Source organism: Rheinheimera baltica DSM 14885 (assembly GCF_000425345.1).
GTDB classification, from domain to species: Bacteria; Pseudomonadota; Gammaproteobacteria; order Enterobacterales; family Alteromonadaceae; genus Alishewanella; species Alishewanella baltica.
In genome coordinates, this window is sequence record NZ_AUDG01000023.1 from 29,765 (window position 1) to 53,326 (window position 23,562).

The window sequence follows — 23,562 nt, forward strand, 5'->3', positions numbered from 1 at the left end:
CTACAGTGGTTTAAACACGTCAGCTTCAGCTTCAACCTGAATAATGCGAAACACCACCCGCATATTAGACCGCCATTCCTGCTCCGTTTTCGGTGCACAAGGTTCGTCTCCGCAGATGCCCGTTTTCGGCAACGCAATGCCGTGCCCAACGGTAACAAACTGGCTGGAATCGAGCGCCAAACCCTTGGTATTGGCATAAGCTATAATTTCACTGCGCACACTTTGTGCACGGCTGAAACTGAGGTTTTTGGCAGACTGTTTAACCCGCCCCAACACTAACGCGTTTTCATCAGCCTTTTTCTGGCGTAAGTAACCCATGGGGTCGGTATGACCTTCTACTGTAATAAGTGCTCCGCCATAAGTAGAGGCTAAGTTTATAACTTTATCAAAGGCTTCTTTATAAAGATCTGCGCTAAAAGCATTTTGGTTTGGTGCAAAATACACCTCAAAAGAATATAACTCACCTTCAGCAAGTGAACCTTGTTGTTGCTTGCGTGATACAACAGCGGCAGCAGCGTTTTCATTAAATCGTACTGACTCGACCGACTTCACTGCACCAATACCAGTGCGCAGCAACTCATAATTCCAATTGTTTGCTGTCAAAGACATAGCGCCCGTTGCCATTTGTAAGGCTTTTACACCCGCCAGTGACTCCTCGGCAATGACAGAAAAACGACGCAAATCGTTACTACTGGAAAAAAAAGCTTTATTACCATTAAACAAAGCCAGCGCTGCGTCTTGATAAAGACCCTCAGCATCAGCCGTTGCAGTCTCTGCATCCAATAACAACCGTGCTGATGCACGCAGGAAGCTGTTGTAGTCTTGTTTTTGTTGATTCCGTTGAGCAACTAATGTGGCAACCTGCTCCTGGGCTTTCAATAAAGTACCGACAAAAGCCTGCACTTGCGCTGGCTGTTGCTGCAGATAATCACTGCGCACGGCGTAAACATCAACAATCACTTTGTTGGCAGTTTTGGTTGACAGTAAAATACGCGCGCCCTTTACTGAATCCTCTGAGCCAGTGCCGACAGCACCATTTGACGTTAACGCCAGCGCATCGGGCGTAATAACAAAGGCAGCATCTATCTCTTTAGTTCGCAACGCCGCGGCTGGTGAATTATTGGTACCTGTTAAATCTGCAACCCAACGCAGGTTTACATCTTTTACTGACATGCCAGCATCTTGCAAAATGCGCGTTAGGTAGTCGACATGAGGGCCATAGGCTTGCAACACGATGGTTTTGCCTTTCAAATCGGCCACGGTACGAATGCTGTCTTTTACGACCAGGGCATCGCCGCCTGCCGAGTCAGACAATTTAAAAATAACAACCGGCTTTGTTCTGGTATCTTTGTTTAATAAGTCTGCCGCCATGTTCAACATGCCCATAGTACCGCGCAGATAGGGGGTTTGCCCGCTAAGATAATTCGATAGCTGCGTGGCGAAAACATCTTCACGCGCCAAATTGAAATCTAGCCCGGCAGCGGCAAACAAAGATTGAGGTGTTGATTTTTGACTATTGCCATTTGCATATATGGTGGCCATATCAGCACCCCAACTGATAATGGGTAGCTGCTGTTGGCCAGACTTTACTGTTGCTACCGGCGTTTTTACCACTTCCTGTAAAGGTTTAGGTTGAATATAATCCACCGCGAATACCGGTACGCACACCAGCGCCATTAACATTACACTTAACAATCTCATGGGCAGATTTCTCCATATTAAACCTATACCTTGCTATAAAGATGTGTACCATGTATTTTAAATGTGGTCAATGTTATTCAGGTGTGTATCATGAGCAACAAATTGCCGCATTGGAACTGTGTCGCGTCACGTCTGGTAAAGGCTGAATTGCAAAAACGGGGTATCAAATACGCTGAGCTAAGTAACTTGCTGGCCAATATAGGTATTGAGCAAACTCCTGCCAACTTGCGCTCAAAACTCAGTAAAGGCATTTTTTCTGCCAGCTTATTGCTGCAAATATTTCATGTCATTTCAGCGGATATTAACCCAAGTGAATTGGGCGTCATTTTATGTGGCTGTGAAAAATCAAACTAATTGGCACAGCTGTGCATATCTCCTTTTATTTAGCGCTTTGGCAAAACTGGTCAGCGCGCAACAGAGCTGTATAATGTTGTCATTCTGATCGAAGTGGCATTTATGTCGTATTTATGCCCTTTCGTTGTTAAAAGGCCACTATGAAATATAAAGATCTGCGCGATTTTATTGCCCAGCTGGAACAGCGCGGTGAACTTGTTCGAGTTACCGTCGAAGTGGACCCGGTGCTGGAAATGACCGAAATTGCTGACCGCACGCTGCGCGCCGGTGGCCCGGCTATTTTATTTGAAAACCCTAAAGGCTATAACATGCCAGTATTGGCTAACCTGTTTGGTACCCCGCAACGGGTGGCACTGGGCATGGGCCAGGAAGAGGTTTCTGCGCTGCGGGAAGTGGGCAAGCTATTGGCGTTTTTAAAAGAGCCAGAGCCGCCAAAAGGCTTGAAAGACGCTTTCAGTAAATTGCCTATTTTTAAGCAGGTGCTGAATATGTCGGTAAAGCAGGTGAAAAAAGCCGCCTGTCAGCAAATTGTGTTAAGTGATGAACAGGTTGATTTAACTCAGCTACCGGTAATGACCTGCTGGCCTGGTGATGCTGCACCGTTAATTACCTGGGGCTTGACCGTAACAAAGGGCCCACATAAAGAGCGTCAAAATCTGGGCATTTACCGTCAGCAAGTGTTGGGCAAAAATAAGCTGATTATGCGCTGGTTATCGCACCGCGGCGGCGCGCTGGATTTTTATGAGTTTCTAAAGGCCAATCCGGGACAAAATTATCCGGTATCGGTGGCCCTGGGAGCCGATCCAGCCACCATTCTGGGGGCGGTAACTCCGGTGCCAGATACATTGTCAGAGTATGGTTTTGCCGGTTTGCTACGTGGCGACAATACTGAAGTCGTAAAGTGCATCAGCAATGATTTACAGGTACCCGCCAGCGCTGAAATTGTACTGGAAGGCTATATTGCTCCGGGTGAAATGGCGCCCGAAGGGCCCTATGGCGATCACACTGGGTATTATAACGAGGTAGACAGTTTTCCGGTATTTACCGTAACCCATATAACAATGCGCAAAGACCCTATTTATCACAGCACCTATACCGGCAGACCACCGGATGAGCCGGCTATTCTGGGCGTGGCGTTAAATGAAGTTTTTGTGCCCATACTGCAAAAACAGTTTCCAGAAATTACCGATTTTTACCTGCCACCTGAGGGCTGCTCGTACCGGCTGGCTATTGTGACCATGAAAAAGCAGTACCCCGGGCACGCCAAGCGGGTAATGATGGGTGTTTGGTCGTTCCTGCGCCAATTTATGTATACTAAGTTTGTAATTGTGTGCGATGACGATATCAATGCCCGCGACTGGCAGGATGTGATTTGGGCCATTACCACCCGTATGGACCCGGCACGCGATACCACACTGATTGAAAACACACCAATAGACTACCTTGACTTTGCCTCACCGGTCTCTGGCCTGGGTTCAAAGATGGGCATGGACGCTACCAATAAATGGCCGGGCGAAACCAACCGCGAATGGGGTGAGCCCATTGTAATGGACCAGGCTGTTAAGCAACGCGTAGATGCGATTTGGTCTACCTTGGGTATTACGTTGCCAATAAAGGACAGCAAATTGTGAGTTTTTTGGTCACTATTGCGCCAGCGCAGCTAAGTTTTACTGTGAAACCGGATGAAACCATCCTAGACGCTGCACTGCGTAACGGTATCGACTTTCCTAATCGTTGCCGCCAGGGCGTATGCACCAGCTGTGTCTGCAAATTAAAAAGTGGTGAGGTGCGTTATAGTGAACCGCAGCCGCTAACTGAGCTGGACAAACAACAGCAGTTTACTTACTGTTGTTTAGCCTACCCCTGTACCGATCTGGTTTTACACCATCCTTTTATCCAAAGCTAAGCGCTGAGGTTTTCGCGAAGAATATTATGACAACAATTTCCTGTAACGTAGATGTAATTGAAGCCTTAACCCCCACGGTTAATCGTGTGGTGTTAACGCCGGCTGAGCCGGTAACATTTGAAAGCGGCCAGTATTTACAACTTTACCTGAGCGACAGTGACAAACGGCCTTTTTCAATTGCCAGCACCCCCGCACAGCCGCAACTGGAGCTTCATATTGGTGGCGCGGTAGCCGATCAGTATGCCAGCCAGGCACTGGCGCACCTGTTGCAACAGCACCAGTTAAAGCAACCGGTGCAAGCAGAAATTGGCCTGGGTAATGCGCAATTTCGCGCCGACAGCGAGCGGCCACTAATTTTAGTCGCAGGCGGTACCGGGTTTTCTTATGTCTACAGCATTGCGCAAAGCATCGCGGCGACAAAAGTAGACCGACCGGTATTTGTTTACTGGGGCGTGCGTGAGCAGGCCGCGCTGTACCACAATGCAACAATGCAGCAGTGGGCAGCACAAAACAGTAAATACCGTTTTATTCCGGTCGTACAACAGCTGGATGAAAGTTGGCAGGGCCGCAGCGGCATGGTGCATGAAGCCGTGCTGGAAGATTTTGTTTCCTTAGAAGCCTACGATATTTATGTTGCTGGCCCGTTTGCCATGGCTGGCGTAGTGCGTAGCGCCTTTATTGAACAAGGTGCACATCGGGAACATATGTTTGGCGATGCCTTTGCCTATATCTAAAAATACAAAACGCCCACAAGGGGCGTTTTTATTATATACAGTAGACGGTTACATAAACTGTTTTTTCATTTCTTTTGCTGGCTGATAGTTTTTTGCTATCGCCTGCTCTAACAATGCCATACCCTGCTCACGCTGACCATTAATAATCAAGCGGGTACCCGTCCAGGCCATCACTTCAGCATCTTGCTGGCTTAACAAATAATTTTCCCATTGAGCATCATAAGCCGCCATTACACGCTGCGCGTCCAAATTACCATTTTTAGCTGCCTGCTCCCACCAAAACATGCCAGACATAGCACGAGAAGTTTGAATAGACGGTGTAACATAAACGCGCCGAGCACCATCAGTAGATGAACGCGCTACACGATATACATCCGTTTCCACTTTGCCTTTCAGTTTTAAACCTACCAGGCTGGTTAACTCACTACCCGGTTCAAAGTCAGCTTTGATTTGTTCAGTAATCGTGCCGTCTTCAGCTACCCTGACAATCGCACGCCCCCAAAAACCATCAAAGTCAGGACGAAGCACGGCATGCTTGGTATAAATACTAAAATCTGGCGTTGCGGCTAATGGCATATCAGGGTCGTACCAAAAGCTGTTCGGGCTTTGTATTTCAATTAACGACAACAAAGTCCCAAGCGCCAGCTGATACTCTGGCGCACCTAAAGCGGCGTACTCCCACAACTTATGCTGTTCCATCATATTTTCTACAGCGGATAATTTAACGCCACCATCGAAGGAGTAATCTAACCGAACGTTCATCAGATGCTTTTGCCCACTGGGCTCAAAACGCCAGCGTTTCAGCGCCTGAATTGACGACTTTTCAAACACCTTCTTTGGATACGCATCCATGGTGTCCACCGCGGTAACTTCGCCCTGCTCATCAACTAAAAAGCGCAACGCTACATAACCAAACTGCCCTTGCCGCGCAGCCTCTATTGGGTAGTCAGGATGTACACGCCGAATAGGTTCAGGTGCGTTAGCATTGCGAGATTTGGTTAAATCTGTCGCGACAATAGCCACGCGTTGTTTTAACCGTTCAAACTCCTGATTGGCCAGCTCCAATTGTTGCTCACTGGCTTGCGCAGCCAAACGTGCCAATAAATTTTTTGCCTGCTCATGCCGCAAGTCAGCGGCAAGCATAAAATAGGTTAGTGCTTTGGTCAGGTCTTGCGGTTGCCCTTCAGCCTGGTATGCCATAACACCTAAATTAAAAGCTGCCAGCTCATTGCCCAATGGCAACAACTCAGCAAACTGTTGCTGCGCATCAATATAGTTTTTTTGTTCATAAGCTTTTAACGCGTCCAACATGTCAGCTTGCACAGCGCCACAGCTTAGCAGCGCCAGCCAAATCCACTTTTTCATCCGGTTCCCTTAAACTGATTGATTTTATTAAGCTTGCTAGCAATTTACCGAAAAAGTTTTATTTTGCAAATATTGATCACTGTATGTTACAAAAAACTTCAGCACTAACACTGGTTTGGCCAGTTTTGATATGCCACAATCACTTCACCTGAATCAAATACTAAGCCAACACATGACACACAAAACCCTGATTAAAGTGCGCGGTTACCATTTAGATATTTACCAGCACGTGAATAACGCCCGCTATTTGGAGTTTCTGGAAGAAGCGCGCTGGGGCTACCTAGAAGACAGCGGCGATATTGAGTGGTTTGCCAAACATAACCTGGCTTGGGTCATTGTTAATATCAATATCAATTACCGGGTAGCCGCCACCATGGGCGATACACTCGAAGTGTTTACCCGCTTTAGTAAAGTAGGCGGTAAAAGTGCCGTTGTAACACAAGAAGTGCGTATTGCCGGTAAAGATGCCGTTGCCGCCGATGCCCAAGTGACCTTTGTTTGTCTTGACCAGAAAACCGGCAAAGCCGTTGCAATTGAGGGTGAGTTAAAAGCCCGCTTAGAGCAGCATATTGCTGAAGCCTGATTAACGTTTACTGTGTTTGTCCAGCGCCTGTTTAAGCAGGTCGCTGGTCTTTGCTTCATCACCACACGGTACTACTGGGTTAGCAGCCATTAATGCCTCAAAACCGTCTAGGTTGGGATCAACAATTCGGCAACCACCTTTAATACGAACTAACTGTTTACCATTGTCTAGCTTTGCCAGCACTTGCTTTGCTGGGTCAGGATCCAATTGATAATGACGCGGTTCTACCGTCATTTTAGGCTGTTGCTGCGCCTGCATAAATTGTTGATACCCGGCAGATGCTGCCTGCTCTATCGATGCAGGTACACTGGTTGCGGCACGGTTTAATGCACGCTGTGCCAGGCTTAGTTGCAGTGTCGTTGCCGCTTGCTCTGTATGTTTTTTTTCTGGTTGGTCAACGATATCAGGTAATTTTTCAGCAACAACAGCGCTACGGGTATCAACTTTCTTTGCTGACTTTTCCACCACAGCGGGAGCTGTGGTTGTCGCGACAGGTTCAGTTTTATCACTGCTTTCAGGCACGGACAATGCCTGCGCTTTTTGTTGCAATGGCGGTGGCGGTTGGTACAAGTACGACACTGTTGCTTCAGCGGCAGGCGGCTTAGCCAACGGTGTAAATCGGGTTTGTAATAATGCAGTCAAAAATAGTAAGTGCAATAGCAACGCCAAAGCTAAAGCTCGGCCATAGGCTTGTAAAAAGACTTTTACTGCGAGAATAACACCTGACAAAAAATGACTGTCCCTGCTTTGCTTTAGTCAGCATCAGACCAGCGGGACAGTAATTAATTCCGTTTGCGCTTAAACATAAGGCTTATTGGTGTTATCAGTATGGATTTAGCGGGCTATAAAGCTGGGCTCGATCTCCATCTAAACTTAACCGTATCGGGCTCACATTAGACTGATGCCGCAATAACTGGTAGTTATCACCTGGCACTAAGCGGTAACGCAGTAAGTCTGTTACCTGAACCGGTTGCCCACAGCGGGTTTGCTGGTAGCGCGATTGCGTGTCAGCGCGTACGATATAGACTTCATGCTCGCCAAATACCTCGGTATCGCCAGAACGTTCCACCCACATTGCCGTGCGCTCTGACACGGCAATGCCTGTTAGATTTTGCGGCTGATGATGACCCAAAAACACCATAAGCCGCCCCATCCTATCGCGCTGCTTAAAATGGGTATCGGTAATGGTATTGGCCAGCATAGGTGCGGCTAAAAAGTCTGGGCTAAATTTAATGTTTTCATGACAAAAATCTTGCGCTACCTCACTTGATACCGCGCTGCCCACACCATCTGGGTTATACACGACGCTGCCCAGAATGGCATTGCCGGCAGACGTACCGCCAATAATGGCGCCGCGGTTATAGGCATTATGCAGTGCTTGCTGTAATGCGGTATCTTGCCAATTGGCGATATACGTTGACTGATCACCACCAGCAAACCAAATAAACTCGGCCGTACGCACCGCCCAGCTGACATATTCACTATTAGCTTTATCTCTGCTATCGACCAACAATGTCTCTACCGACGCTGCCTGCAGCAAATGCCATAAATAGTCGTTATAGCCATCCTCGCCTTGCGTTCTTAGTACCAGAACATTGCCGCCTTGAATATGCGGCCGCACTTTATCAATAAAAACACTGTCTACATCGGTACTGCCTCCCATTAAGATCACGCCAGCTTGTTCGGGTGATAACGGCACACAGACATCTTCGGTATAACCCACAGCATAACGCTGCAGTGACGCGGGTTTTGTCGGCCGGGGGCCAAAACCGCATTGTTCAGCATTCGCTATCGCGTCCAATGCATCATTGCTCACGCTATCTTGTCCTTGTTGAGTGCATCCAAACAACAACATGCACAGCGGTAATATCGCTTTCATTTTGACTCTACCTTTTTGTAAATAAAAGTCTGTCGCCTTGCGGCGACAGACTGTACTGCACCTTATCAAACGTTATGTTTAATATGGATTTGTTGGGTTGTAGAAGTTACCACTTCGACCGTCGATACTCAGCCGGGTTGGGCTTACACTAGTACTGTTGTTCAGCAGGTTATAACTTTGACCTGGTAACAGTTTGTAACGCAACAGGTTATTAATGATGACCGGTTGACCGCAATTGGTTTGCTGGTATTGCGTTTGACCGTCAGCCCTAAGCACATACGCTTCATTAGAGCCGTCAATAACACCCTGACCATTTGCCGTAACAAACATTGAAGTGGCTTCAGACACGGCGACAACCCGTCCTGTGCTGCCTAAGTGTGCCTGTAATACCGCAGAACGGCCCATACGATCACGTTGCCGAAAATGGGTATCGGTAATAATGCCGTTCAACAGCGGTAGATTAAGGAAATCATTGCTGATATTGATCGTTTGGTGGCAAAAGTCGGTAACCGCTTCCGAGCTGATTGCGCCTGAAACACCGTCCGGATCGTAAATAAACTGTCCAAGTACATGATTACCCGCTGAGGTACCACCAATTGCGCCGCCTTTGTTATAAAGGTGCAGTAGCGCATCTTCAACTTTGGTACCCTGCCATTGATTAAGGTAGTCGGACTGATCACCGCCAGCAATAAACACGAACTCTGCAGCACGAATGGCCCAATCGACATAGTCGCTATTGGCCTTAGTACGGGTATTAACAATCAGCGTTTCTACCGATGCCGCATTAGTTAATCCTTGCAGGTAGTCGTTGTATGCATCGGTGCCTGAGGTACGTAGTACAACAACATTACCTCCCTTAATATGCGGTTTAATACGATTGCTAAATGCCGCATCAACATCTGCGCCACCGCCCATTAGCAGTACGGCAGGCGTGGTTAAACTGATGCAGGTATCCGCGCTGCTACCAACCAAAGTTGCCGTTAAGCCACCCGGCTTAGACGGCCTGGCACCGTAGTTACAGCTGCCTGGCTCTGGCTCACCGCCGCCACCGCTGCCTGCGCCATTGAAGGTGACAGACAATTGATAAGCGCCGGTACCGCTATACCGGGTAACTTTGATAAAATGCTGGCCAGCAGGTGAAGCGCTATAGGTACCACTATCAGGATTAGAACCACTTTGGCCGGAAGCGATATAGCTGCCGCTAGAGCGATATAAAAACCAATCAAAATCGGCATTATTACCATGACTCAAGCTAACGCTAATATCACCTGTCGATGTGGTGTCAAATGCGTACCAATCGCTGTCAGTCCGGCTACCAATAGCGCCTTGCACAGCTACACCACTGCATAGCGGGCCATTAGCCCTGCTTTCGCTATTATTATTTTCACTTTCTTGTTGCAGACAGGCCTGCGCATTGCCACATAGCAATAGCGCAACTACGCCCAATAGACTTAGTGCTTTCATTTTTACTTCCTGCTTATTGTTTTTTTTCAAGGAAATGGCCAAACGGCCGTATTATTCCGCACAGCAAAACGCTGAGCAGAAAATTAGGGATAAATCAGAGGGGAAATGCTATTCGTCGAACCACTCAGACAAATGATAGTCTGTTGAACAGCCATGCAGGTTAGCAGGTCGGGCGACCCACTGCTGAGATGTTCCAGCGCTGCATAGTAATAAAGTCATAGCACACATACATGACAGTTCAATTACTAATCAATATTGTTCTTACGCCGAAATCTGTCAAGAAAATAAATGTCAAAACGCGTAAATAATCAAACACAAGCCTGAGGTGAACTACAACAAAAAGGGTTTAAGTTGTTGCCATACTTTGAGTTTATGGGCAAAGCTCATCGCTGCATACGCTGGACTGGTTGAAGGCAAATTTAGTAACTGTATATGCGAGGGCAGCGTATTTCGTGGCAGCACATAGCGCTTAAAACTTTGCCAGGCTTTAGCGCCATTAAAACCAATAGCAACTAACTGGGAATGGGTTGCAAAAAAACCGGCAAAATCGTTTGGCTGCTCATCTCGAATTGCACTGTCCAGGCTGCCACTTCGCTGACAGCTGGCAATAACGTCCCACAATGCTACGCCGCGTGTGTTAAGTGCTTCAACTTTATCTTGATAGGAAAGGTTGGCAGAAAAACCGCCAATTTCGGCCATTATTGGCCAAAATTGATTACGTGGATGGGCATAGTACTGCTGTTCAAGCAATGAGATGGCACCAGGCATACTGCCCAGCACCAGCACCTTTGCTTGAGACGTGCTTTGCGCTGCCAGCCCATTTAATGCAGGTTTATCCAAGCTTGGGTTCATATTGCCGCGCTTTATTCCAGGCCAGCTCGGCTTGTTGCACTTCACCTTCTTGCTCTGCCAGATATGCTAACAGCGCATATAAGTAACCATTGCTGGCATTATCACGTAACCAGTGTTGCACCTGCTTACGCAGTTTTAGTACCGATTTACCTAAGGGTATTTGACGGATATAAGGCAATAATTGCGGCAGTTCAGCAAGTTGCAGCTGGCTCACCAGTATTTTTTCCGCCGCCTCATTTTGACCATTTTGCGCCATAGCCCAGGCTCGGCCAATATTTGCTGCGGTCGATTTTCGCTCTTTAGCGGGTAAATTAGTCCAGTAGTCTGCGTTTTCATCAAAGCGTTGCTGCTGGCTTAGCTGACTAATAGCAGCAGGGTAAATATTAAACCGTTGTTGCCGCCACTTGTCCTTATCGAACCATTGCTGTTTTAGCGCTAGCGGTACCATTTGCAGCAACTGCTGCCACTGCCCAGCCTGTTGCAACGCGTGTAAATAAAGCTGCCCCAGCCCCTTGTCGTCGTTATCTGCCGATACTTTATCCACCAACAGCGCACTGGCCTGTGCCGGTTGCCCCTGCTGCAATAGCAAATCGGCTTGTAAAAACAACGTCGTGTTATCGTCTACCGGCAATGCCGCAACATGGCTATTGGCCAGCGCAACATCTCCAGCATAAAAAGCCGCATAGGCAGCAAGTAAACGCTTTTCGTCCTGCATAAAATCGTCGTAACAGGCTTTTGCTAAATGCTGACTTGCCAGCTGCCACTGCTGCTTCGCGTATGCTTGTATACCCAATACATAAGCCTGCTGGGCTTTTCGTTGACGGCGCCAGCGTAAAAAGTTAAACGACACATGTTGCAGCCGCAGCAGTTTGCGCGGCAGCAAGCCGGCAAACCACAAGGCAGCCATTGCGACTAAAACAAGCAATGCCAGGCCGAGCAAGGTAGATTCAAATACCTGCCCGGCAACAATAATTTTGATGTAGCCAGCGTGATTTATTAGCGTCGGACCAAACCACATGGCTGCCGCCAGCACACCAATCAGCAGCAAGACACGGATCATAATGCCTCTCCTGCCAATTGTTGTTGATACTGTTGTAGCTCTGCCAAACTGGTTAACGCCTGAATGACCGGCGGTGTAACATCAATGGTTGCCAGCTCTGTAAGCACAGCACTAAACTGCTGAACGGCGTGGTCATCAGCGCTAAAGTAGCGTTGCAGTTTGTCGCTAGATTGCTGTAAAGCAGCAACATAAACCGTATGCTGGTGTTGCATCATCGCCAATTGCGCTAACTGCAATTGCTGCTGCATTGCAACACGCAACATAAGTTGTTGTTCTGTAGTTAAATCAAAGTAGTCTTCTGGCACCGCGCTTCTGGGGTTCAGTAGGCCTTTCCAGGTATTGTTCCAATGAAAGGCCAAGGTTTCCCGCCACTGTGCTAATTCGGTCGATGGTGCTTTAGGCTCTGCCTTGGTTGATACCTGCAACTTCAACGGCAATTCCATAACGTATTTTTGCAGCTGCTGCAGCTGCACATGCGCCTTGCTGACATCAGGTAATACAATACGGCTAAGCTGCTCCGTATCGGCCGCAATAGCTTGTCGCACTAGCATTAAAGAAGGATCGTCCAGTTTAGCTAATTTTTCATCGGCACTGGCCAGTAACGCCCGGCTGGTGGCAAAATCTTGTTCCAGCCAGACTTTTTGCGAGGCTATCTGTAACAAATACTCAATTTCAGCCAGTAACCAATGTCGTGGCGGTGCACTATCGCGCTCTTGCACTAACTGACGTAGTGCCTGAATTTGCGCTTGGTTTTGTGCCGCTAATTGCTGCTGTTGCTGCTGTAAGCTTTGCTCCAACTGCATTAAACGTTGTTGCTGTTCACGTTGCAGTAGCTGTTGCAACTGATTGTTTGTCTCTTGCTGCTGCAAACTTTGGTCGGTTAAGCGTTGCTGATTTTGCTGCAGTGTATTCGTTTGCTGCTGCAGACTCTGCCATTGTGGCCATAGCCAATAACCACCAGCCCCTACTACGCCCCCCAGTGCTAACACCAGCAATAAGCTTAAGCCACTGATAGCACCACCGCCGCGTCGTGGGGCCGGTTCAGCATCTATTTTATGTTTTAATTGCTGCAATGGCGCATCCATTTCTGACGCGCGCTCTAAGCTGTCACTCATTGATATTCCCTCTGTAACTGGCTGATAGCCGCCAGTAATGCGCTGTCATTAGCATTGTCTGCCAGTGTAATTCGCTCTGTCGCGATACCCAGTGCTATTGCACTTTCCTGCATCCGCGGACTCACCAGGATCCAGTCACATTGCTGTAACCAATGCTGGTTGGCGCTGGGCACCAGATTAAACAGCTGCTGTAAAATTTCGTTGCTTGTTGCCACAATACAACGAATGCCTGCCAGCTGCCACTGCTGACACAACAAGGCGCCATCTAACGGCAGTGGCTGGCGTTTATAACTTTGCACGTAGCGTACGCTGGCACCACGTGTCACTAACGTTTGTTTGATCAATTCACGCCCGGCATTACCACGTACCACCACCAACTGCTTGCCACTCACGTCATGCAGTTGAGGTAACTGCAACAAACCTTCGCTGCGCTGATCATCTGGCACTATAACTTCGCGGCCTAACCAGCGGTGCAATGCCAGTGCCGTTGTCTGTCCTACCGCAAACAAAGGCGCTGTGAGTAAGGCGCCATCATATTGATTTTGCAAACTGTTTACTGCACTAACACTAACAAAGATAACCGCGGCCGCGTTTTGCAGCTGTTGCTGATCTTGTTGCTTTAAGCTGACCTGTGCCGTGGTAATAAGGGGCTGATACAAATAGCCTACTCCAAGACTATCTAGCGAGGCCAACAAATTGTCAGCCTTACCTGCAGGCCGGGTAATTAAAAACGGAATGCTTTCTAACATGGCAGTTGTCATGGTGCAGCCTGATATACCGCCTGCAAAATACGATCTGCACCGTGTTGCAATAAATGCTCACCCAGGCTAACACCTAACTGCTCTGCTTGTGCCACCGGACCACGAACGTCATGGCGGATAATCTCACTGCCATCCAGCGCACCAACTAAACCGCGCAACCATAAGGTGTCACCGTTAATCTCTGCATAAGCACCAATCGGCACCTGACAGCCACCCTGTAGCGTTCGATTCATCGCACGCTCTGCCAGTACACAGCTACGAGTAACACTATGTTCTAACGGCGCCAGCAACTGCTGCAGGGCAATATCGTCGCTACGACATTCAATACCTACCGCGCCCTGACCATTGGCAGGCAGACTGGTTTCAATGGGCAGTAAACTGGCAATACGCTGCTCAAAACCAAGTCGTATTAACCCTGCCGCGGCCAGAATGATGGCAGCATATTCGCCGTTATCCAGCTTCGCTAAGCGGGTATTTACATTACCGCGTAAATCACGCACGGTGAGATCGGGGCGCAGAGCTTTTAACTGACACTGACGGCGCAAACTGGACGTTCCCACTACGGCACCTGCGGGTAACTGGGCAATGCTGCTAAACTGATTAGACACAAAAGCATCCTGCGGGTTCTCTCGCGGACAAATAGTGTGCAGCACTAATCCATCGGGGAACTCTACCGGCACATCTTTCATACTGTGCACCGCAATATCGGCCCGCCCTTCGAGCATAGCCTGTTCTAACTCTTTAACAAATAGCCCTTTACCACCGATTTTGGCCAGTGGGGTATCCAAGATTTTGTCACCTTGTGTCGACATTGGCACCAGCTCAACGGTTAACTGTGGATGATGGCGTAACAGTTCTGTTTTTACATATTCAGCCTGCCATAAGGCCAATGCGCTTTTACGGGTGGCGATACGAATAGTGTTCATATTAACTTTCTGCCTGTATCAACAAACGTCGCTGGATAAAGCTGCTAATGTCTGCCACTTCTTGCGCGCAAACACTGTGCGGCATTTTGTATTCGTGCCAGCTGGGGTTAAAACCCGCATTTTTAAGCACGTGATACGCCTGCTGCCCGGCAAATAATGGTACAACCGGGTCCTGGCTACCATGCGCGACCAATACTGGTGTCGACTTATTTACACTATTGGCTTCTTCTTTTATTTTTTCCGGCGCGCACATATACGTAGACAACGCCATGACTCCCGCCAACTTATAGGGTAACCGAGCTAACAAATGCAGGGCTATTACCCCACCTTGACTAAAGCCAGCCAGAATAATACGTTCACTGCTTATGCCGTCACTAATCAGTTTATCTAGTAGTTGCTGGACAGCCGCAGCCGATTCGCGCACTCCCTCTTCGTCTGCCCGGCTGGTTAACTCCATGGTTTTAATATCATACCAGGCACGCATACGCATGCCGCCATTAACCGTTACCGGACGCTCTGGGGCATGCGGGAATAAAAACCGAATGCCCGCATCAGCCGGCAAACGTAATTCAGGCACTATCGGCGAAAAACCATGCCCCGAATCACCCAGCCCATGCAACCACACCACAACAGCGCGAGTATCGCCCTGTGCTTTAACATCAACAAAAGGGAGTAAAGCCATTACACAATTCCAAAAACAATAGCGCTTAAGGCGCCAGATTCAGTGGTACGCCAGCCTGTTTGCTCGCGGCATCATTTACTAATTGCCAAAACTCAGCACCGGTACGGTTATCTATCCATTGGCCATTTTTCCATTCAAAATGATGGCCATTAAACTTAGTGGCAACCCACAGTTGCTGCAGCGGAGGCTGCTTATTGATGATAATCTTGCTGCCATCAGCAAAGCTAATGCTAAGCAGGCCGCCATGCGATTCATAATCCAGATCGGCATCAGCGTCATCAACGGCTTGTTCTACTGCCAGCAACACACTATCGGTCAAATCATCATATTCTAGGTCATTCATCTGCTTCACCTGTTTGCTTTTATCGCTAAGGATGCGATTATAGAGCGCAATCACCATAAAAAAATAACATCATGCATGCTTTTACAACCAAAGATCCGCTGTTAACTATTGCTGCAGTAATTCTACTGTGTAGCCTGCTAAGTGCTTGTGGTCAAAAAGGTCCACTTACCTTACCACAACAGGCGCCAGAAGTGGCAGAACCGCAGCAAAACACACCCATTCCCACTCAACAAACGGATGAACAACGTGGACCACTTTAGCTACCAAAATAACCGCTTATTTGCGGAACAACGCGCCCTGACCGACATTGCGACCGAATTTGGCACACCCTGTTACGTTTATTCCCGCGCGACCATAGAGCGCCATTATAAAGCATTTGCCAGTGCGGCAGCACAACACCCAAGCAGTTTGGTGTGCTATGCCGTTAAAGCCAACAGCAACCTGGCCATTTTAAACCTGCTGGCAAAACTGGGCAGTGGCTTTGACATCGTATCGGGTGGCGAGTTGCGCCGCGTTATTGCCGCCGGCGGCGATGCGAAAAAAGTGGTGTTTTCTGGTGTGGCGAAAACCGAAGACGAAATGCGCTTTGCCTTGGGGCTGGGCATTAAATGCTTTAATGTAGAGTCCATTGCCGAGCTGGATCGCCTGCAACACGTTGCCAGCAAACTCAATATGCCAGCAGCAGTTTCTATAAGGGTTAATCCGGACATTGATGCCAAAACACATCCTTATATTTCTACCGGTTTAAAAGCGAATAAATTTGGCATCGACATCCTGCTGGCTCGAGATATTTACCGTAAGGCCGCCAGTTACAGCCATTTAAATGTGGTGGGTGTTGATTGTCATATTGGTTCACAGCTCACAGAAACACAGCCTTTTTTAGAAGCACTGGAAAAGCTGCTTACGTTAATTGATCAGTTGGCCAGTGACGGTATAGTGCTTAAGCACATCGATATTGGTGGCGGCTTAGGCGTAACATACGATAAAGAAACGCCACCATCACCGGCCGACTACATCAGTAAAGTGGTTGAACGGCTTAAAAGTTACCCGCAACTTGAACTGATTATGGAGCCCGGCCGTGCCATTATGGCAAATGCTGGCGTGCTATTAACCAAGGTAGAGTTTTTAAAACCGGGGCAAGAAAAAAACTTTGCTATTGTTGATGCCGCGATGAACGATTTAATCCGCCCAGCACTTTACAGTGCCTGGCAAGCCATCGTGCCGGTAGATATTAATGCCGCAGCACCCGCGGCAATATATGACATTGTTGGCCCAGTGTGCGAAACCGGTGATTTTCTGGGTAAAGATCGTGAACTGGCTATTGCACAAGGTGACTTACTTGCCGTGCGCTCTGCCGGAGCCTATGGCTTCACCATGAGCTCTAATTACAACAGCCGCCCACGCGCTGCCGAAATTCTGGTAGATGGTGGTAATGTGCATTTAATCCGCGCCCGCGAACAATGGCAGGATTTATGGCGTGGCGAACAAATCGTCACCGATTAAGTAGGGGCGCAGATGTTGTTACATTTTTCTAAAATGCATGGCTTGGGTAACGACTTTATGTTGGTCGATGCGGTAAGCCAAAATGTGTTTCTGACCAAAGAGCAGATCAAAGCCTTGGCTAATCGCCACACCGGCATTGGCTTTGATCAACTGTTAATGGTGGAGCCACCGTACGATCCGGAATTAGATTTTCATTACCGTATTTTTAATGCCGACGGCTCTGAAGTTGAACAGTGTGGCAACGGAGCCCGCTGCTTTGCCAAGTTTGTCCGGGCTCGCGGTTTAACTAACAAGCATAAAATTGGTGTTAGCACCAAGTCTGGCAAGATTATGTTGTATGTTGAAGCCGATGGCCAGGTAACGGTTAACATGGGCGAGCCACAACTAGACCCAGCCAGAGTACCGTTTAAAGCGCAAAAACAGGAAGTTACCTATATTTTGCGTGCCAACGACCACACAATACTTTGCGGTGTTGTCTCTATGGGCAACCCACATGCGGTAGTCGAAGTGGACGATGTGGTAACCGCACCGGTGCAGATACAAGGTCCGCTGTTTGAACTGCATGAGCGCTTTCCGGAACGGGCCAATATTGGTTTTATGCAAGTGATAAACCCGGGGCACATTAAACTTCGGGTATGGGAGCGTGGAGCTGGAGAAACTCAGGCCTGTGGTACCGGCGCTTGTGCTGCGGTAGTGGTGGGACAATTACAAAAAAAACTACAGCAGCAGGTGCGGGTAGACTTACCCGGCGGCAGCTTGCATATTCGCTGGAATGGCCCTGGCCAACCGCTGAAGATGACTGGCCCGGCTGAGCATGTTTATGATGGACAAATATTGCTATGACAGACAATGTAATTAAAGAAACCGACTTACTGGCCGCGCACGTGGTGTACGACTATTTGCAGGATCACCCGGAATTTTTTCAACAATATCCACAATTGTTGGCTAATTTACGGCTGCCGCACCAACAGCGTGGCAGTGTTTCACTGGTAGAGCGTCAGCTGGAACTGCAGCGGGAAAAAATACAAGCATTGGAAGATGACATTACCCGCCTAATGTCAGTTGCCCGACAAAACGAGCAAATCTTTCTGGCATTTAACCAGTTGCAGGCACAACTTTATCAAACAACCACCTTGCAACAGGCACAAGCTAACCTGCAACAATTTACGGCAGCCATGCCGCAAGTGCAGGCATGCCGATTAGTGCGTTTTAGTGACGAGCAAAGCACACATCCGTTTCAAATGTTGCTCACGCGGCGGTTAAATCAGCAGGGTGTTTACCTTGGCCGGTTAAACAAAGAAGAACAACAAGGCTTGTTTGGCGACAACATTCATTCTGTTGCTCTGGTGCTTATTGTTACGGCAGAACAACCGCAGGCCTTACTCGCCTTTGGCAGCGAACAAGATGACCATTTTCAGCCGTCTATGGATAAGCTGTTTATTAGTCACCTGGCGACCATTTTGTCGCAACTGTTACCCGGTTATGACGCAGCCTGACACCACCCTATCGCCGCAGTGGCAACAGCCGCTGCAGGCGTTTCTTCGCTATTTACAGTATGAACGCGGCTACAGCAGTAAAACGCTGGACAGTTATCAGCGCCAGCTACAACAGGTCGCGTTAAGCCCTGCAGCAGCAGACTCGCATTGGTTAGTGCTTAGTGAAGCACAGTTAAAACAGCATGTTATTCAACTGCGTCGCAGTGGTGCCAAACCACGCACCATTGCCCTAAAAGTGGCAGCACTACGTAGCTTTTACCGCTTTATGCAGGCGCAAGGTTTGCGGGCCGATAACCCGGCACAATACTTGTCTGTGCCCAAGGCAGCACGCAGCTTGCCAAAAAATCTTGGTGTTGATCAACTTAACCACTTGCTGAGCTTTGACAGTCACGACGATATTCTGGCCTGTCGTGATAAAGCCATGCTGGAGCTGTTTTATTCTTCCGGTTTACGTTTAGAAGAACTGGTGAATGCCAACATTGATAATATCGACTGGCAGCAACAGCTTTTGCGTGTTACCGGCAAAGGCAGCAAGCAACGTATTGTGCCGGTGGGTAAAATAGCACTGACGGCAGTCAAGGCGTGGTTGGCACAACGCCCTGCGTTTACAGCGCAGCTACCAGAGGCAGATACTAAAGCGTTGTTTCTCAGCAAACAGCATAAACGTATTAGCGCCCGACACGTGCGTGAACGCGTGCAACTCTGGGCAAAACAGCAAGGGCTAAACCAGCATGTACACCCGCACATGCTTCGCCACTCGTTCGCCAGCCATATGCTGGAATCCAGCCAGGATTTACGCGCGGTGCAAGAATTGCTCGGCCACGCTAACTTAAGCACCACTCAAGTGTATACCCATCTGGATTTCGCCCACTTAGCTAAGGTTTACGATAATGCTCATCCAAGGGCGAAAAAGAAGTCTGGCTAGTTAACGCAACTCGATACAGAACCGTTATATCCTAAAGCAACCGTTGAAGCCCTGGACGGGCGGAAACGAGCCCCATGGATGGGTTGACGGCGTGTTGCTGTGGGTATAGCGGTTCTGGTTACACATCCAATTTCAACAGCAATAAAAACGCCCGGCAGAACCGGGCGCTTGGTGTACTTTACTTTCTTAGTTAAAGCGTTTGGCCAGCAGGTTGTCCAGTGAGGCTTTACCAGCGCCACTAAATAGCAGGGACACACTAGCAGCTAACAGAGCTAAACCAAATTCGTAGCCGTTGTTGCTCATAAACAAGCCGTTTGGCAGGTGTACTGCCACTATCGCCACCACCATTGCGAGGCTAAGCGCAAGTGCCGCGGGACGGGTTAACAGGCCCAGCACCAGGGCGATACCACCGAAAAACTCTGCAGCACCGGCCAAAAATGCCATCACAATGCCCGGAGATAAACCTATGCTGTCCATCCAGCCTCCAGTGCCTTCGAGACCATAGCCACCAAACCAACCGAATAACTTTTGTGCTCCATGAGCAGCAAAGATAATACCAACCGGAACTCTTAGCGCTAATGCAGCAATACCCGCATTTGATGTTAAAACTTTCTGAATCATTGAAGTAGCCATAATATCACCTATCAAATTGTTTAAAGTTAAGTTTACTGCCTGTCGACAGCAGCCTTGTGTCGATGGAGTAACTATAACGAGATAATTCCAGCTGTAAAAACGCAATGTTTTGACTACACTATTCAAAATATTTGAATCAAGCCTGGGTGATACCAACATGCAAAATGTATTGAGCTTAGACGCACTGCGCGCATTAGACGCAATAGACCGTAAAGGCAGCTTTGCTGCTGCAGCTGAAGCGCTGTACAAGGTGCCGTCAGCACTAAGTTACACTATCGCCAAACTGGAATCTGACTTGGGTGTAGCATTGTTTGACCGTAGCAAGCAGCGTGCACAACTCACACCTGCCGGCCAATTATTACTTGATCAGGGCCGTACGCTATTGCATGCAGCAAATCAGCTACAAAATGCGGTAAAACAGCTTGATACCGGCTGGGAAACTGAGCTGGTTATCGCCAAAGACAGCATTGTGCCTAATGCCCCCGTGCTTGATGTCATTAACCGATTTCTTCAACTGGGCAAAATTACCCAAGTAAATCTTAAAGAAGAAGTGATGGCAGGTGGCTGGGAAGCACTGCAAACTGGCCGCGCCGACATTGCTGTGGGTTTATCTGGCGACTTTGCCAAAGGGCAGTTTACCGTGCTACCACTAGGCGAGGTCGAGTTTGTGTTTGCGGTAGCTCCGCATCATCAACTAGCCGCATTAGACCGGGTGGTAAGCCAGGAAGATGTACAGCAACATACGGCGATTATCGTCGCCGACTCAGCTATCGACGCAACCAAGCGCTCATCTGGCTTGTTTGACACCCGCCAGCGTGTCACTGTAAGCAATATGCAGGCTAAAATAGATGCGCAAAAACAAGGCTTAGGTATTGGCTTTGTGCCGCGACATTTGGTTGGCAATGAGCTTGCACGTGGTGAACTGATTGCCAAAGCGTGCAGTATACCCAGAGCGAATATCCAGTTATATCTGGCATGGCAAAAACAAAGCGAAGGCATGGCACTGAGCTGGTTTAGCCAACAACTCGCCGCAGTAGCATGGCAGCATGTTTTGCAGCTGTCACACTAATACTTATTAGGTAGCACTATGCAGTTATTTAAAGGGTTAAGCCCCATAAAGGTATTATCTTTCGATTTAGACGATACGCTTTACGACAACAAGCCGGTCATCGCCGCGGCTGAACAGGTCATGTTAAACGTATTGGCAAAGTATGCGCCGTGCACAGTGACGACAGATAGTGAGTTCTGGTGGCAGCAACGGCGTTTATTGGCAAAGGCCACACCTCAAATACGCCATGATATTGGCCGTTGGCGATTACTTGGAGTAGAAGCCGGTTTAGTTGCATTGGGGCTGGCACAGTGTGAAGCCGGTGAAATTGCCGAGCTAGCCTATGACGCCTTTCTTACCGAGCGCACCAGAATAAGTGTGCAACCTAAGATAAAGCAGTTACTTAGTGCACTAGCAAAACAATATCGGCTTATCGCCATTACCAATGGCAATGCCTGTATCCAAAAGATGGGTATCGGTGAATTATTTGAATTCAGTTTACAAGCCGGGCCAGATGGCCGAATGAAGCCTTATGCCGACTTATTTCTACTCGCCGCCGCACGACTAAAGGTTCCACCAGCGGAAATTTTGCATATTGGCGACAGTCACCGCGCCGATGTTCTGGGCGCGTTAAACGCTGGTTGTCAGACAGCCTGGTTGGATCATCATAACAGCCAGGTGCCTGTGTTGCCGCATATCAGAATTCAGCACATTAATGAACTTACTGCACTAATCTGATCACCGGCACTTTGCGCTACTGCGCGGCATCTTTTAACACTTGCCTGTATTGAATTGAGTAGTCTTCAGCATCCGCTGGATTTAGCCCTATGGAGTAGTGCGTTAACAGTTTGGCCAGAAAGCTAGCATCAGAAAGTAATTGATTAAGGTTTTCAATTAACTGATGCGTTTCAACAGTGTTGTTGCAGGCAAGATATACCGGCGTCGTTTTGGCCGTTTCTTGCAATATAAAGCTACTAAAATCACTGGCATTAGCGACGTCATCCAGGCTAAATCTAAACATCACCGGGTATATCCACAGCCCGTCGACTCTGTTGCGCTGCAACAAGCTAACTGAGCTATCAAAACGCAATAGAGGTAAAAAATGGTGCTGCTGTTCAATGGCATTGGGTACCGAGACATCTTGCTTCAGCGCTTCTAGCGTTGCCAATCTTGTCATTGGTGCGTGCCTGGCGATGTTCTGAAACGACAACTCCGCCCCTGCCTCCAACAGCGCCGTCAAGGTGCCAACAAGGGGGTTTGTCTTTGCAACATAAAGCCTGGGTCCTAAGTAAACCTGAGTGGGTAGTGAAAAAATCAAATGATCACGATCAGCTCTTTTCCGATAATTGACGATGCAAGCGGGTAGCGGTTGCTGCAATGTTGCTGCAGCATCCGCTGTCGATGTGACAACAGACGTTAGAAAAGACTGCGGTAATTGCTGCTGCAATAATGAAAAAAAACCTAAGTCTTCTGTAGTTTCCTGCAACAAGTATTTATCTGGATTAAAAGACTTTGCAATCAATTGAATTTTTACAGGCCTAGCAGACTCATCGAGAAGTTTAACTTCAGTATTAACACTACTTTGCGCCAGTTGCTCGATGCCATCCTTTAACCCATTGGTCTTCATTGCTAAACGAATATACCGACCGGGATAAAGACTGCGCCGATATAACTGCGACTTAATGTCGTGTTGAAATACACCACTACTGACTTCGACAATAACGTCATATCGTTTTGCCTGAAGTAAAGACAGCACATTACTATCTACTGGAATGCGATCCACATCATTGTCAGCTAAAGTATAGGCTCTGGGCAGTTGTGCAATTTTGGCACCTGACAGCAAATCCACATCTTGCAGAGACAATGCGATAAGTGATGGTACATAGCTCACAACAATCTGGCTGAATATCCAGGAGTTTAAAGATGGCCTTGTAGTCAAAAGCAAATCTGCTTCAGCAGAGTTTCCGCTAGTAACAATACGGATATCCGCATTACTAATCTCAGCAACGCGCTGTATCAGCTTAAGTTGCTCTTGAGTTGAAATTTCGATGCCCGGCGTGTCAAACGCCAGTGTAAGCGTTGCCGCCTGTACTTGAGAGAAAACAATGAGCAGAGCCAAGAGTAACGTTCTAACCAATTTATCACCTTGTTTTCTAACGTTGCCGAGAGATAGCATGAGCTGTTTCTAATAGTAGCATCACGCTGGCTGTTATCCTTCCCGATTCTGTAAAA

The 23,562-nt window shown here is 48.2% G+C and carries 26 protein-coding genes; 12 read left to right on the forward strand and 14 right to left on the reverse strand.

The annotated features are described in order from the left end of the window. On the reverse strand, window positions 1-1,701 hold the full coding sequence (locus H595_RS0109375) for an ABC transporter substrate-binding protein (RefSeq protein WP_037054277.1): 1,701 nt from the start codon (window positions 1,699-1,701) through the stop codon (window positions 1-3). 90 nt (window positions 1,702-1,791) lie between these two features. Here H595_RS0109375 and H595_RS0109380 point away from each other — a divergent pair, with 90 nt between their 5' ends. The 4 genes from H595_RS0109380 (at window position 1,792) to fre (ending at window position 4,695) form a co-directional block, all read left to right on the forward strand. Further along, a complete protein-coding gene (locus tag H595_RS0109380; RefSeq protein ID WP_027670986.1) occupies window positions 1,792-2,055 on the forward strand; it encodes a DUF6471 domain-containing protein in 264 nt (87 codons plus the stop codon). A gap of 140 nt (window positions 2,056-2,195) precedes the next feature. Further along, window positions 2,196-3,686, forward strand: coding sequence for a 4-hydroxy-3-polyprenylbenzoate decarboxylase (gene ubiD, locus H595_RS0109385; protein WP_027670987.1), 1,491 nt, complete (start codon window positions 2,196-2,198; stop codon window positions 3,684-3,686). Next, the gene (locus H595_RS0109390; protein ID WP_027670988.1) at window positions 3,683-3,961 is read left to right on the forward strand and encodes a 2Fe-2S iron-sulfur cluster-binding protein; all 279 of its coding nucleotides are present in this window, start codon (window positions 3,683-3,685) and stop codon (window positions 3,959-3,961) included. The genes ubiD and H595_RS0109390 overlap by 4 nt, the downstream gene beginning before the upstream one ends. Window positions 3,962-3,987: 26 nt before the next feature. Beyond that, window positions 3,988-4,695, forward strand: a complete 708-nt coding sequence (gene fre, locus H595_RS0109395; protein WP_027670989.1) for an NAD(P)H-flavin reductase — start codon at window positions 3,988-3,990, stop codon at window positions 4,693-4,695. 48 nt (window positions 4,696-4,743) lie between these two features. Here fre and H595_RS23460 read toward each other — a convergent pair whose 3' ends face one another. After that, entirely contained in the window at window positions 4,744-6,060 is a 1,317-nt protein-coding gene (locus H595_RS23460; protein WP_051219812.1) for a TonB family protein, read from the reverse strand. Window positions 6,061-6,190: 130 nt separating this feature from the next. Between H595_RS23460 and H595_RS0109405 the strand changes: the two genes are divergently transcribed. Then, the gene (locus tag H595_RS0109405; RefSeq protein ID WP_240474866.1) at window positions 6,191-6,643 is read left to right on the forward strand and encodes an acyl-CoA thioesterase; all 453 of its coding nucleotides are present in this window, start codon (window positions 6,191-6,193) and stop codon (window positions 6,641-6,643) included. Here H595_RS0109405 and H595_RS0109410 read toward each other — a convergent pair whose 3' ends face one another. From H595_RS0109410 to cyaY, 10 genes are all read right to left on the reverse strand, one after another. After that, window positions 6,644-7,372, reverse strand: a complete 729-nt coding sequence (locus H595_RS0109410; protein WP_027670991.1) for a hypothetical protein — start codon at window positions 7,370-7,372, stop codon at window positions 6,644-6,646. It lies immediately after the preceding gene. A 94-nt stretch (window positions 7,373-7,466) separates the two neighbouring features. After that, window positions 7,467-8,522 carry a cyanophycinase gene (locus tag H595_RS21985; protein WP_051219813.1) on the reverse strand — a complete coding sequence of 352 codons (1,056 nt, stop codon included), beginning with the start codon at window positions 8,520-8,522 and terminating at the stop codon, window positions 7,467-7,469. A gap of 78 nt (window positions 8,523-8,600) precedes the next feature. Beyond that, a complete protein-coding gene (locus H595_RS0109420) occupies window positions 8,601-9,986 on the reverse strand; it encodes a pre-peptidase C-terminal domain-containing protein (RefSeq protein ID WP_027670992.1) in 1,386 nt (461 codons plus the stop codon). 330 nt (window positions 9,987-10,316) lie between these two features. Further along, window positions 10,317-10,838, reverse strand: coding sequence for a DNA-deoxyinosine glycosylase (locus H595_RS0109425; protein ID WP_037054282.1), 522 nt, complete (start codon window positions 10,836-10,838; stop codon window positions 10,317-10,319). Then, entirely contained in the window at window positions 10,819-11,898 is a 1,080-nt protein-coding gene (locus tag H595_RS0109430) for a heme biosynthesis HemY N-terminal domain-containing protein (RefSeq protein WP_027670994.1), read from the reverse strand. Before H595_RS0109430 ends, H595_RS0109425 begins: the two co-directional genes overlap by 20 nt. Next, complete coding sequence (locus H595_RS0109435; protein WP_027670995.1) at window positions 11,895-13,013, reverse strand: uroporphyrinogen-III C-methyltransferase; 1,119 nt, start codon at window positions 13,011-13,013, stop codon at window positions 11,895-11,897. Before H595_RS0109435 ends, H595_RS0109430 begins: the two co-directional genes overlap by 4 nt. Beyond that, on the reverse strand, window positions 13,010-13,774 hold the full coding sequence (locus H595_RS0109440; RefSeq protein ID WP_240474867.1) for a uroporphyrinogen-III synthase: 765 nt from the start codon (window positions 13,772-13,774) through the stop codon (window positions 13,010-13,012). Before H595_RS0109440 ends, H595_RS0109435 begins: the two co-directional genes overlap by 4 nt. After that, window positions 13,771-14,700, reverse strand: coding sequence for a hydroxymethylbilane synthase (gene hemC / locus H595_RS0109445; RefSeq protein ID WP_027670997.1), 930 nt, complete (start codon window positions 14,698-14,700; stop codon window positions 13,771-13,773). The genes H595_RS0109440 and hemC overlap by 4 nt, the downstream gene beginning before the upstream one ends. A gap of 1 nt (window position 14,701) precedes the next feature. Further along, window positions 14,702-15,382, reverse strand: coding sequence for an alpha/beta hydrolase (locus tag H595_RS0109450; RefSeq protein WP_027670998.1), 681 nt, complete (start codon window positions 15,380-15,382; stop codon window positions 14,702-14,704). Between the two features lie 25 nt (window positions 15,383-15,407). After that, window positions 15,408-15,725, reverse strand: coding sequence for an iron donor protein CyaY (gene cyaY / locus H595_RS0109455; protein WP_027670999.1), 318 nt, complete (start codon window positions 15,723-15,725; stop codon window positions 15,408-15,410). A 71-nt stretch (window positions 15,726-15,796) separates the two neighbouring features. On the opposite strand from cyaY, the gene lptM reads away from it, so the two are divergent. From lptM to xerC, 5 genes are read left to right on the forward strand one after another with little or no spacing between them, the layout of a single operon-like run. Beyond that, window positions 15,797-15,985: an LPS translocon maturation chaperone LptM gene (gene lptM, locus H595_RS21990; protein WP_037054285.1), complete on the forward strand. Its 189-nt coding sequence runs from the start codon at window positions 15,797-15,799 to the stop codon at window positions 15,983-15,985. Further along, window positions 15,972-17,228, forward strand: coding sequence for a diaminopimelate decarboxylase (gene lysA / locus H595_RS0109465; RefSeq protein ID WP_027671000.1), 1,257 nt, complete (start codon window positions 15,972-15,974; stop codon window positions 17,226-17,228). The genes lptM and lysA overlap by 14 nt, the downstream gene beginning before the upstream one ends. Window positions 17,229-17,240: 12 nt before the next feature. Next, complete coding sequence (dapF, locus tag H595_RS0109470) at window positions 17,241-18,071, forward strand: diaminopimelate epimerase (protein WP_027671001.1); 831 nt, start codon at window positions 17,241-17,243, stop codon at window positions 18,069-18,071. Continuing rightward, window positions 18,068-18,724 (forward strand): DUF484 family protein, encoded by a 657-nt coding sequence (locus H595_RS0109475; protein ID WP_027671002.1) that lies wholly within the window; start codon window positions 18,068-18,070, stop codon window positions 18,722-18,724. The genes dapF and H595_RS0109475 overlap by 4 nt, the downstream gene beginning before the upstream one ends. Then, window positions 18,711-19,649, forward strand: a complete 939-nt coding sequence (gene xerC / locus H595_RS0109480; RefSeq protein ID WP_027671003.1) for a tyrosine recombinase XerC — start codon at window positions 18,711-18,713, stop codon at window positions 19,647-19,649. The genes H595_RS0109475 and xerC overlap by 14 nt, the downstream gene beginning before the upstream one ends. 186 nt (window positions 19,650-19,835) lie before the next feature. On the opposite strand, the gene H595_RS0109485 is transcribed toward xerC, so the two are convergent. Further along, entirely contained in the window at window positions 19,836-20,282 is a 447-nt protein-coding gene (locus H595_RS0109485; protein WP_027671004.1) for a DoxX family protein, read from the reverse strand. Between the two features lie 157 nt (window positions 20,283-20,439). On the opposite strand from H595_RS0109485, the gene H595_RS0109490 reads away from it, so the two are divergent. Together H595_RS0109490 and H595_RS0109495 are read left to right on the forward strand one after the other, a co-directional pair. Beyond that, complete coding sequence (locus tag H595_RS0109490) at window positions 20,440-21,351, forward strand: LysR family transcriptional regulator (protein ID WP_027671005.1); 912 nt, start codon at window positions 20,440-20,442, stop codon at window positions 21,349-21,351. A gap of 18 nt (window positions 21,352-21,369) precedes the next feature. Further along, window positions 21,370-22,068: an HAD-IA family hydrolase gene (locus H595_RS0109495; protein WP_027671006.1), complete on the forward strand. Its 699-nt coding sequence runs from the start codon at window positions 21,370-21,372 to the stop codon at window positions 22,066-22,068. 16 nt (window positions 22,069-22,084) lie between these two features. Here H595_RS0109495 and H595_RS0109500 read toward each other — a convergent pair whose 3' ends face one another. Continuing rightward, on the reverse strand, window positions 22,085-23,506 hold the full coding sequence (locus H595_RS0109500; RefSeq protein WP_027671007.1) for a hypothetical protein: 1,422 nt from the start codon (window positions 23,504-23,506) through the stop codon (window positions 22,085-22,087). Between the last annotated feature and the right edge of the window lie 56 nt (window positions 23,507-23,562).

Excerpts from the sequence above, each read along its gene's own strand:
- H595_RS0109380 (WP_027670986.1), top strand. The coding sequence starts at position 1,792 with ATGAGCAACAAATTGCCGCATTGGAACTGTGTCGCGTCACGTCTGGTA.
- ubiD (WP_027670987.1), top strand. The coding sequence starts at position 2,196 with ATGAAATATAAAGATCTGCGCGATTTTATTGCCCAGCTGGAACAGCGC.
- H595_RS0109450 (WP_027670998.1), bottom strand. The coding sequence starts at position 15,382 with ATGGCTTTACTCCCTTTTGTTGATGTTAAAGCACAGGGCGATACTCGC.
- H595_RS0109440 (WP_240474867.1), bottom strand. The coding sequence starts at position 13,774 with ATGACAACTGCCATGTTAGAAAGCATTCCGTTTTTAATTACCCGGCCT.
- H595_RS0109490 (WP_027671005.1), top strand. The coding sequence starts at position 20,440 with ATGCAAAATGTATTGAGCTTAGACGCACTGCGCGCATTAGACGCAATA.
- lptM (WP_037054285.1), top strand. The coding sequence starts at position 15,797 with ATGCATGCTTTTACAACCAAAGATCCGCTGTTAACTATTGCTGCAGTA.
- H595_RS0109405 (WP_240474866.1), top strand. The coding sequence starts at position 6,191 with ATGCCACAATCACTTCACCTGAATCAAATACTAAGCCAACACATGACA.
- H595_RS23460 (WP_051219812.1), bottom strand. The coding sequence starts at position 6,060 with ATGAAAAAGTGGATTTGGCTGGCGCTGCTAAGCTGTGGCGCTGTGCAA.
- H595_RS0109435 (WP_027670995.1), bottom strand. The coding sequence starts at position 13,013 with ATGAGTGACAGCTTAGAGCGCGCGTCAGAAATGGATGCGCCATTGCAG.
- H595_RS0109485 (WP_027671004.1), bottom strand. The coding sequence starts at position 20,282 with ATGGCTACTTCAATGATTCAGAAAGTTTTAACATCAAATGCGGGTATT.
- dapF (WP_027671001.1), top strand. The coding sequence starts at position 17,241 with ATGTTGTTACATTTTTCTAAAATGCATGGCTTGGGTAACGACTTTATG.
- fre (WP_027670989.1), top strand. The coding sequence starts at position 3,988 with ATGACAACAATTTCCTGTAACGTAGATGTAATTGAAGCCTTAACCCCC.
- H595_RS0109420 (WP_027670992.1), bottom strand. The coding sequence starts at position 9,986 with ATGAAAGCACTAAGTCTATTGGGCGTAGTTGCGCTATTGCTATGTGGC.
- xerC (WP_027671003.1), top strand. The coding sequence starts at position 18,711 with ATGACGCAGCCTGACACCACCCTATCGCCGCAGTGGCAACAGCCGCTG.
- H595_RS0109425 (WP_037054282.1), bottom strand. The coding sequence starts at position 10,838 with ATGAACCCAAGCTTGGATAAACCTGCATTAAATGGGCTGGCAGCGCAA.
- H595_RS0109495 (WP_027671006.1), top strand. The coding sequence starts at position 21,370 with ATGCAGTTATTTAAAGGGTTAAGCCCCATAAAGGTATTATCTTTCGAT.
- H595_RS0109375 (WP_037054277.1), bottom strand. The coding sequence starts at position 1,701 with ATGAGATTGTTAAGTGTAATGTTAATGGCGCTGGTGTGCGTACCGGTA.
- H595_RS0109475 (WP_027671002.1), top strand. The coding sequence starts at position 18,068 with ATGACAGACAATGTAATTAAAGAAACCGACTTACTGGCCGCGCACGTG.
- H595_RS0109430 (WP_027670994.1), bottom strand. The coding sequence starts at position 11,898 with ATGATCCGTGTCTTGCTGCTGATTGGTGTGCTGGCGGCAGCCATGTGG.
- cyaY (WP_027670999.1), bottom strand. The coding sequence starts at position 15,725 with ATGAATGACCTAGAATATGATGATTTGACCGATAGTGTGTTGCTGGCA.
- H595_RS21985 (WP_051219813.1), bottom strand. The coding sequence starts at position 8,522 with ATGAAAGCGATATTACCGCTGTGCATGTTGTTGTTTGGATGCACTCAA.
- hemC (WP_027670997.1), bottom strand. The coding sequence starts at position 14,700 with ATGAACACTATTCGTATCGCCACCCGTAAAAGCGCATTGGCCTTATGG.
- H595_RS0109500 (WP_027671007.1), bottom strand. The coding sequence starts at position 23,506 with ATGCTATCTCTCGGCAACGTTAGAAAACAAGGTGATAAATTGGTTAGA.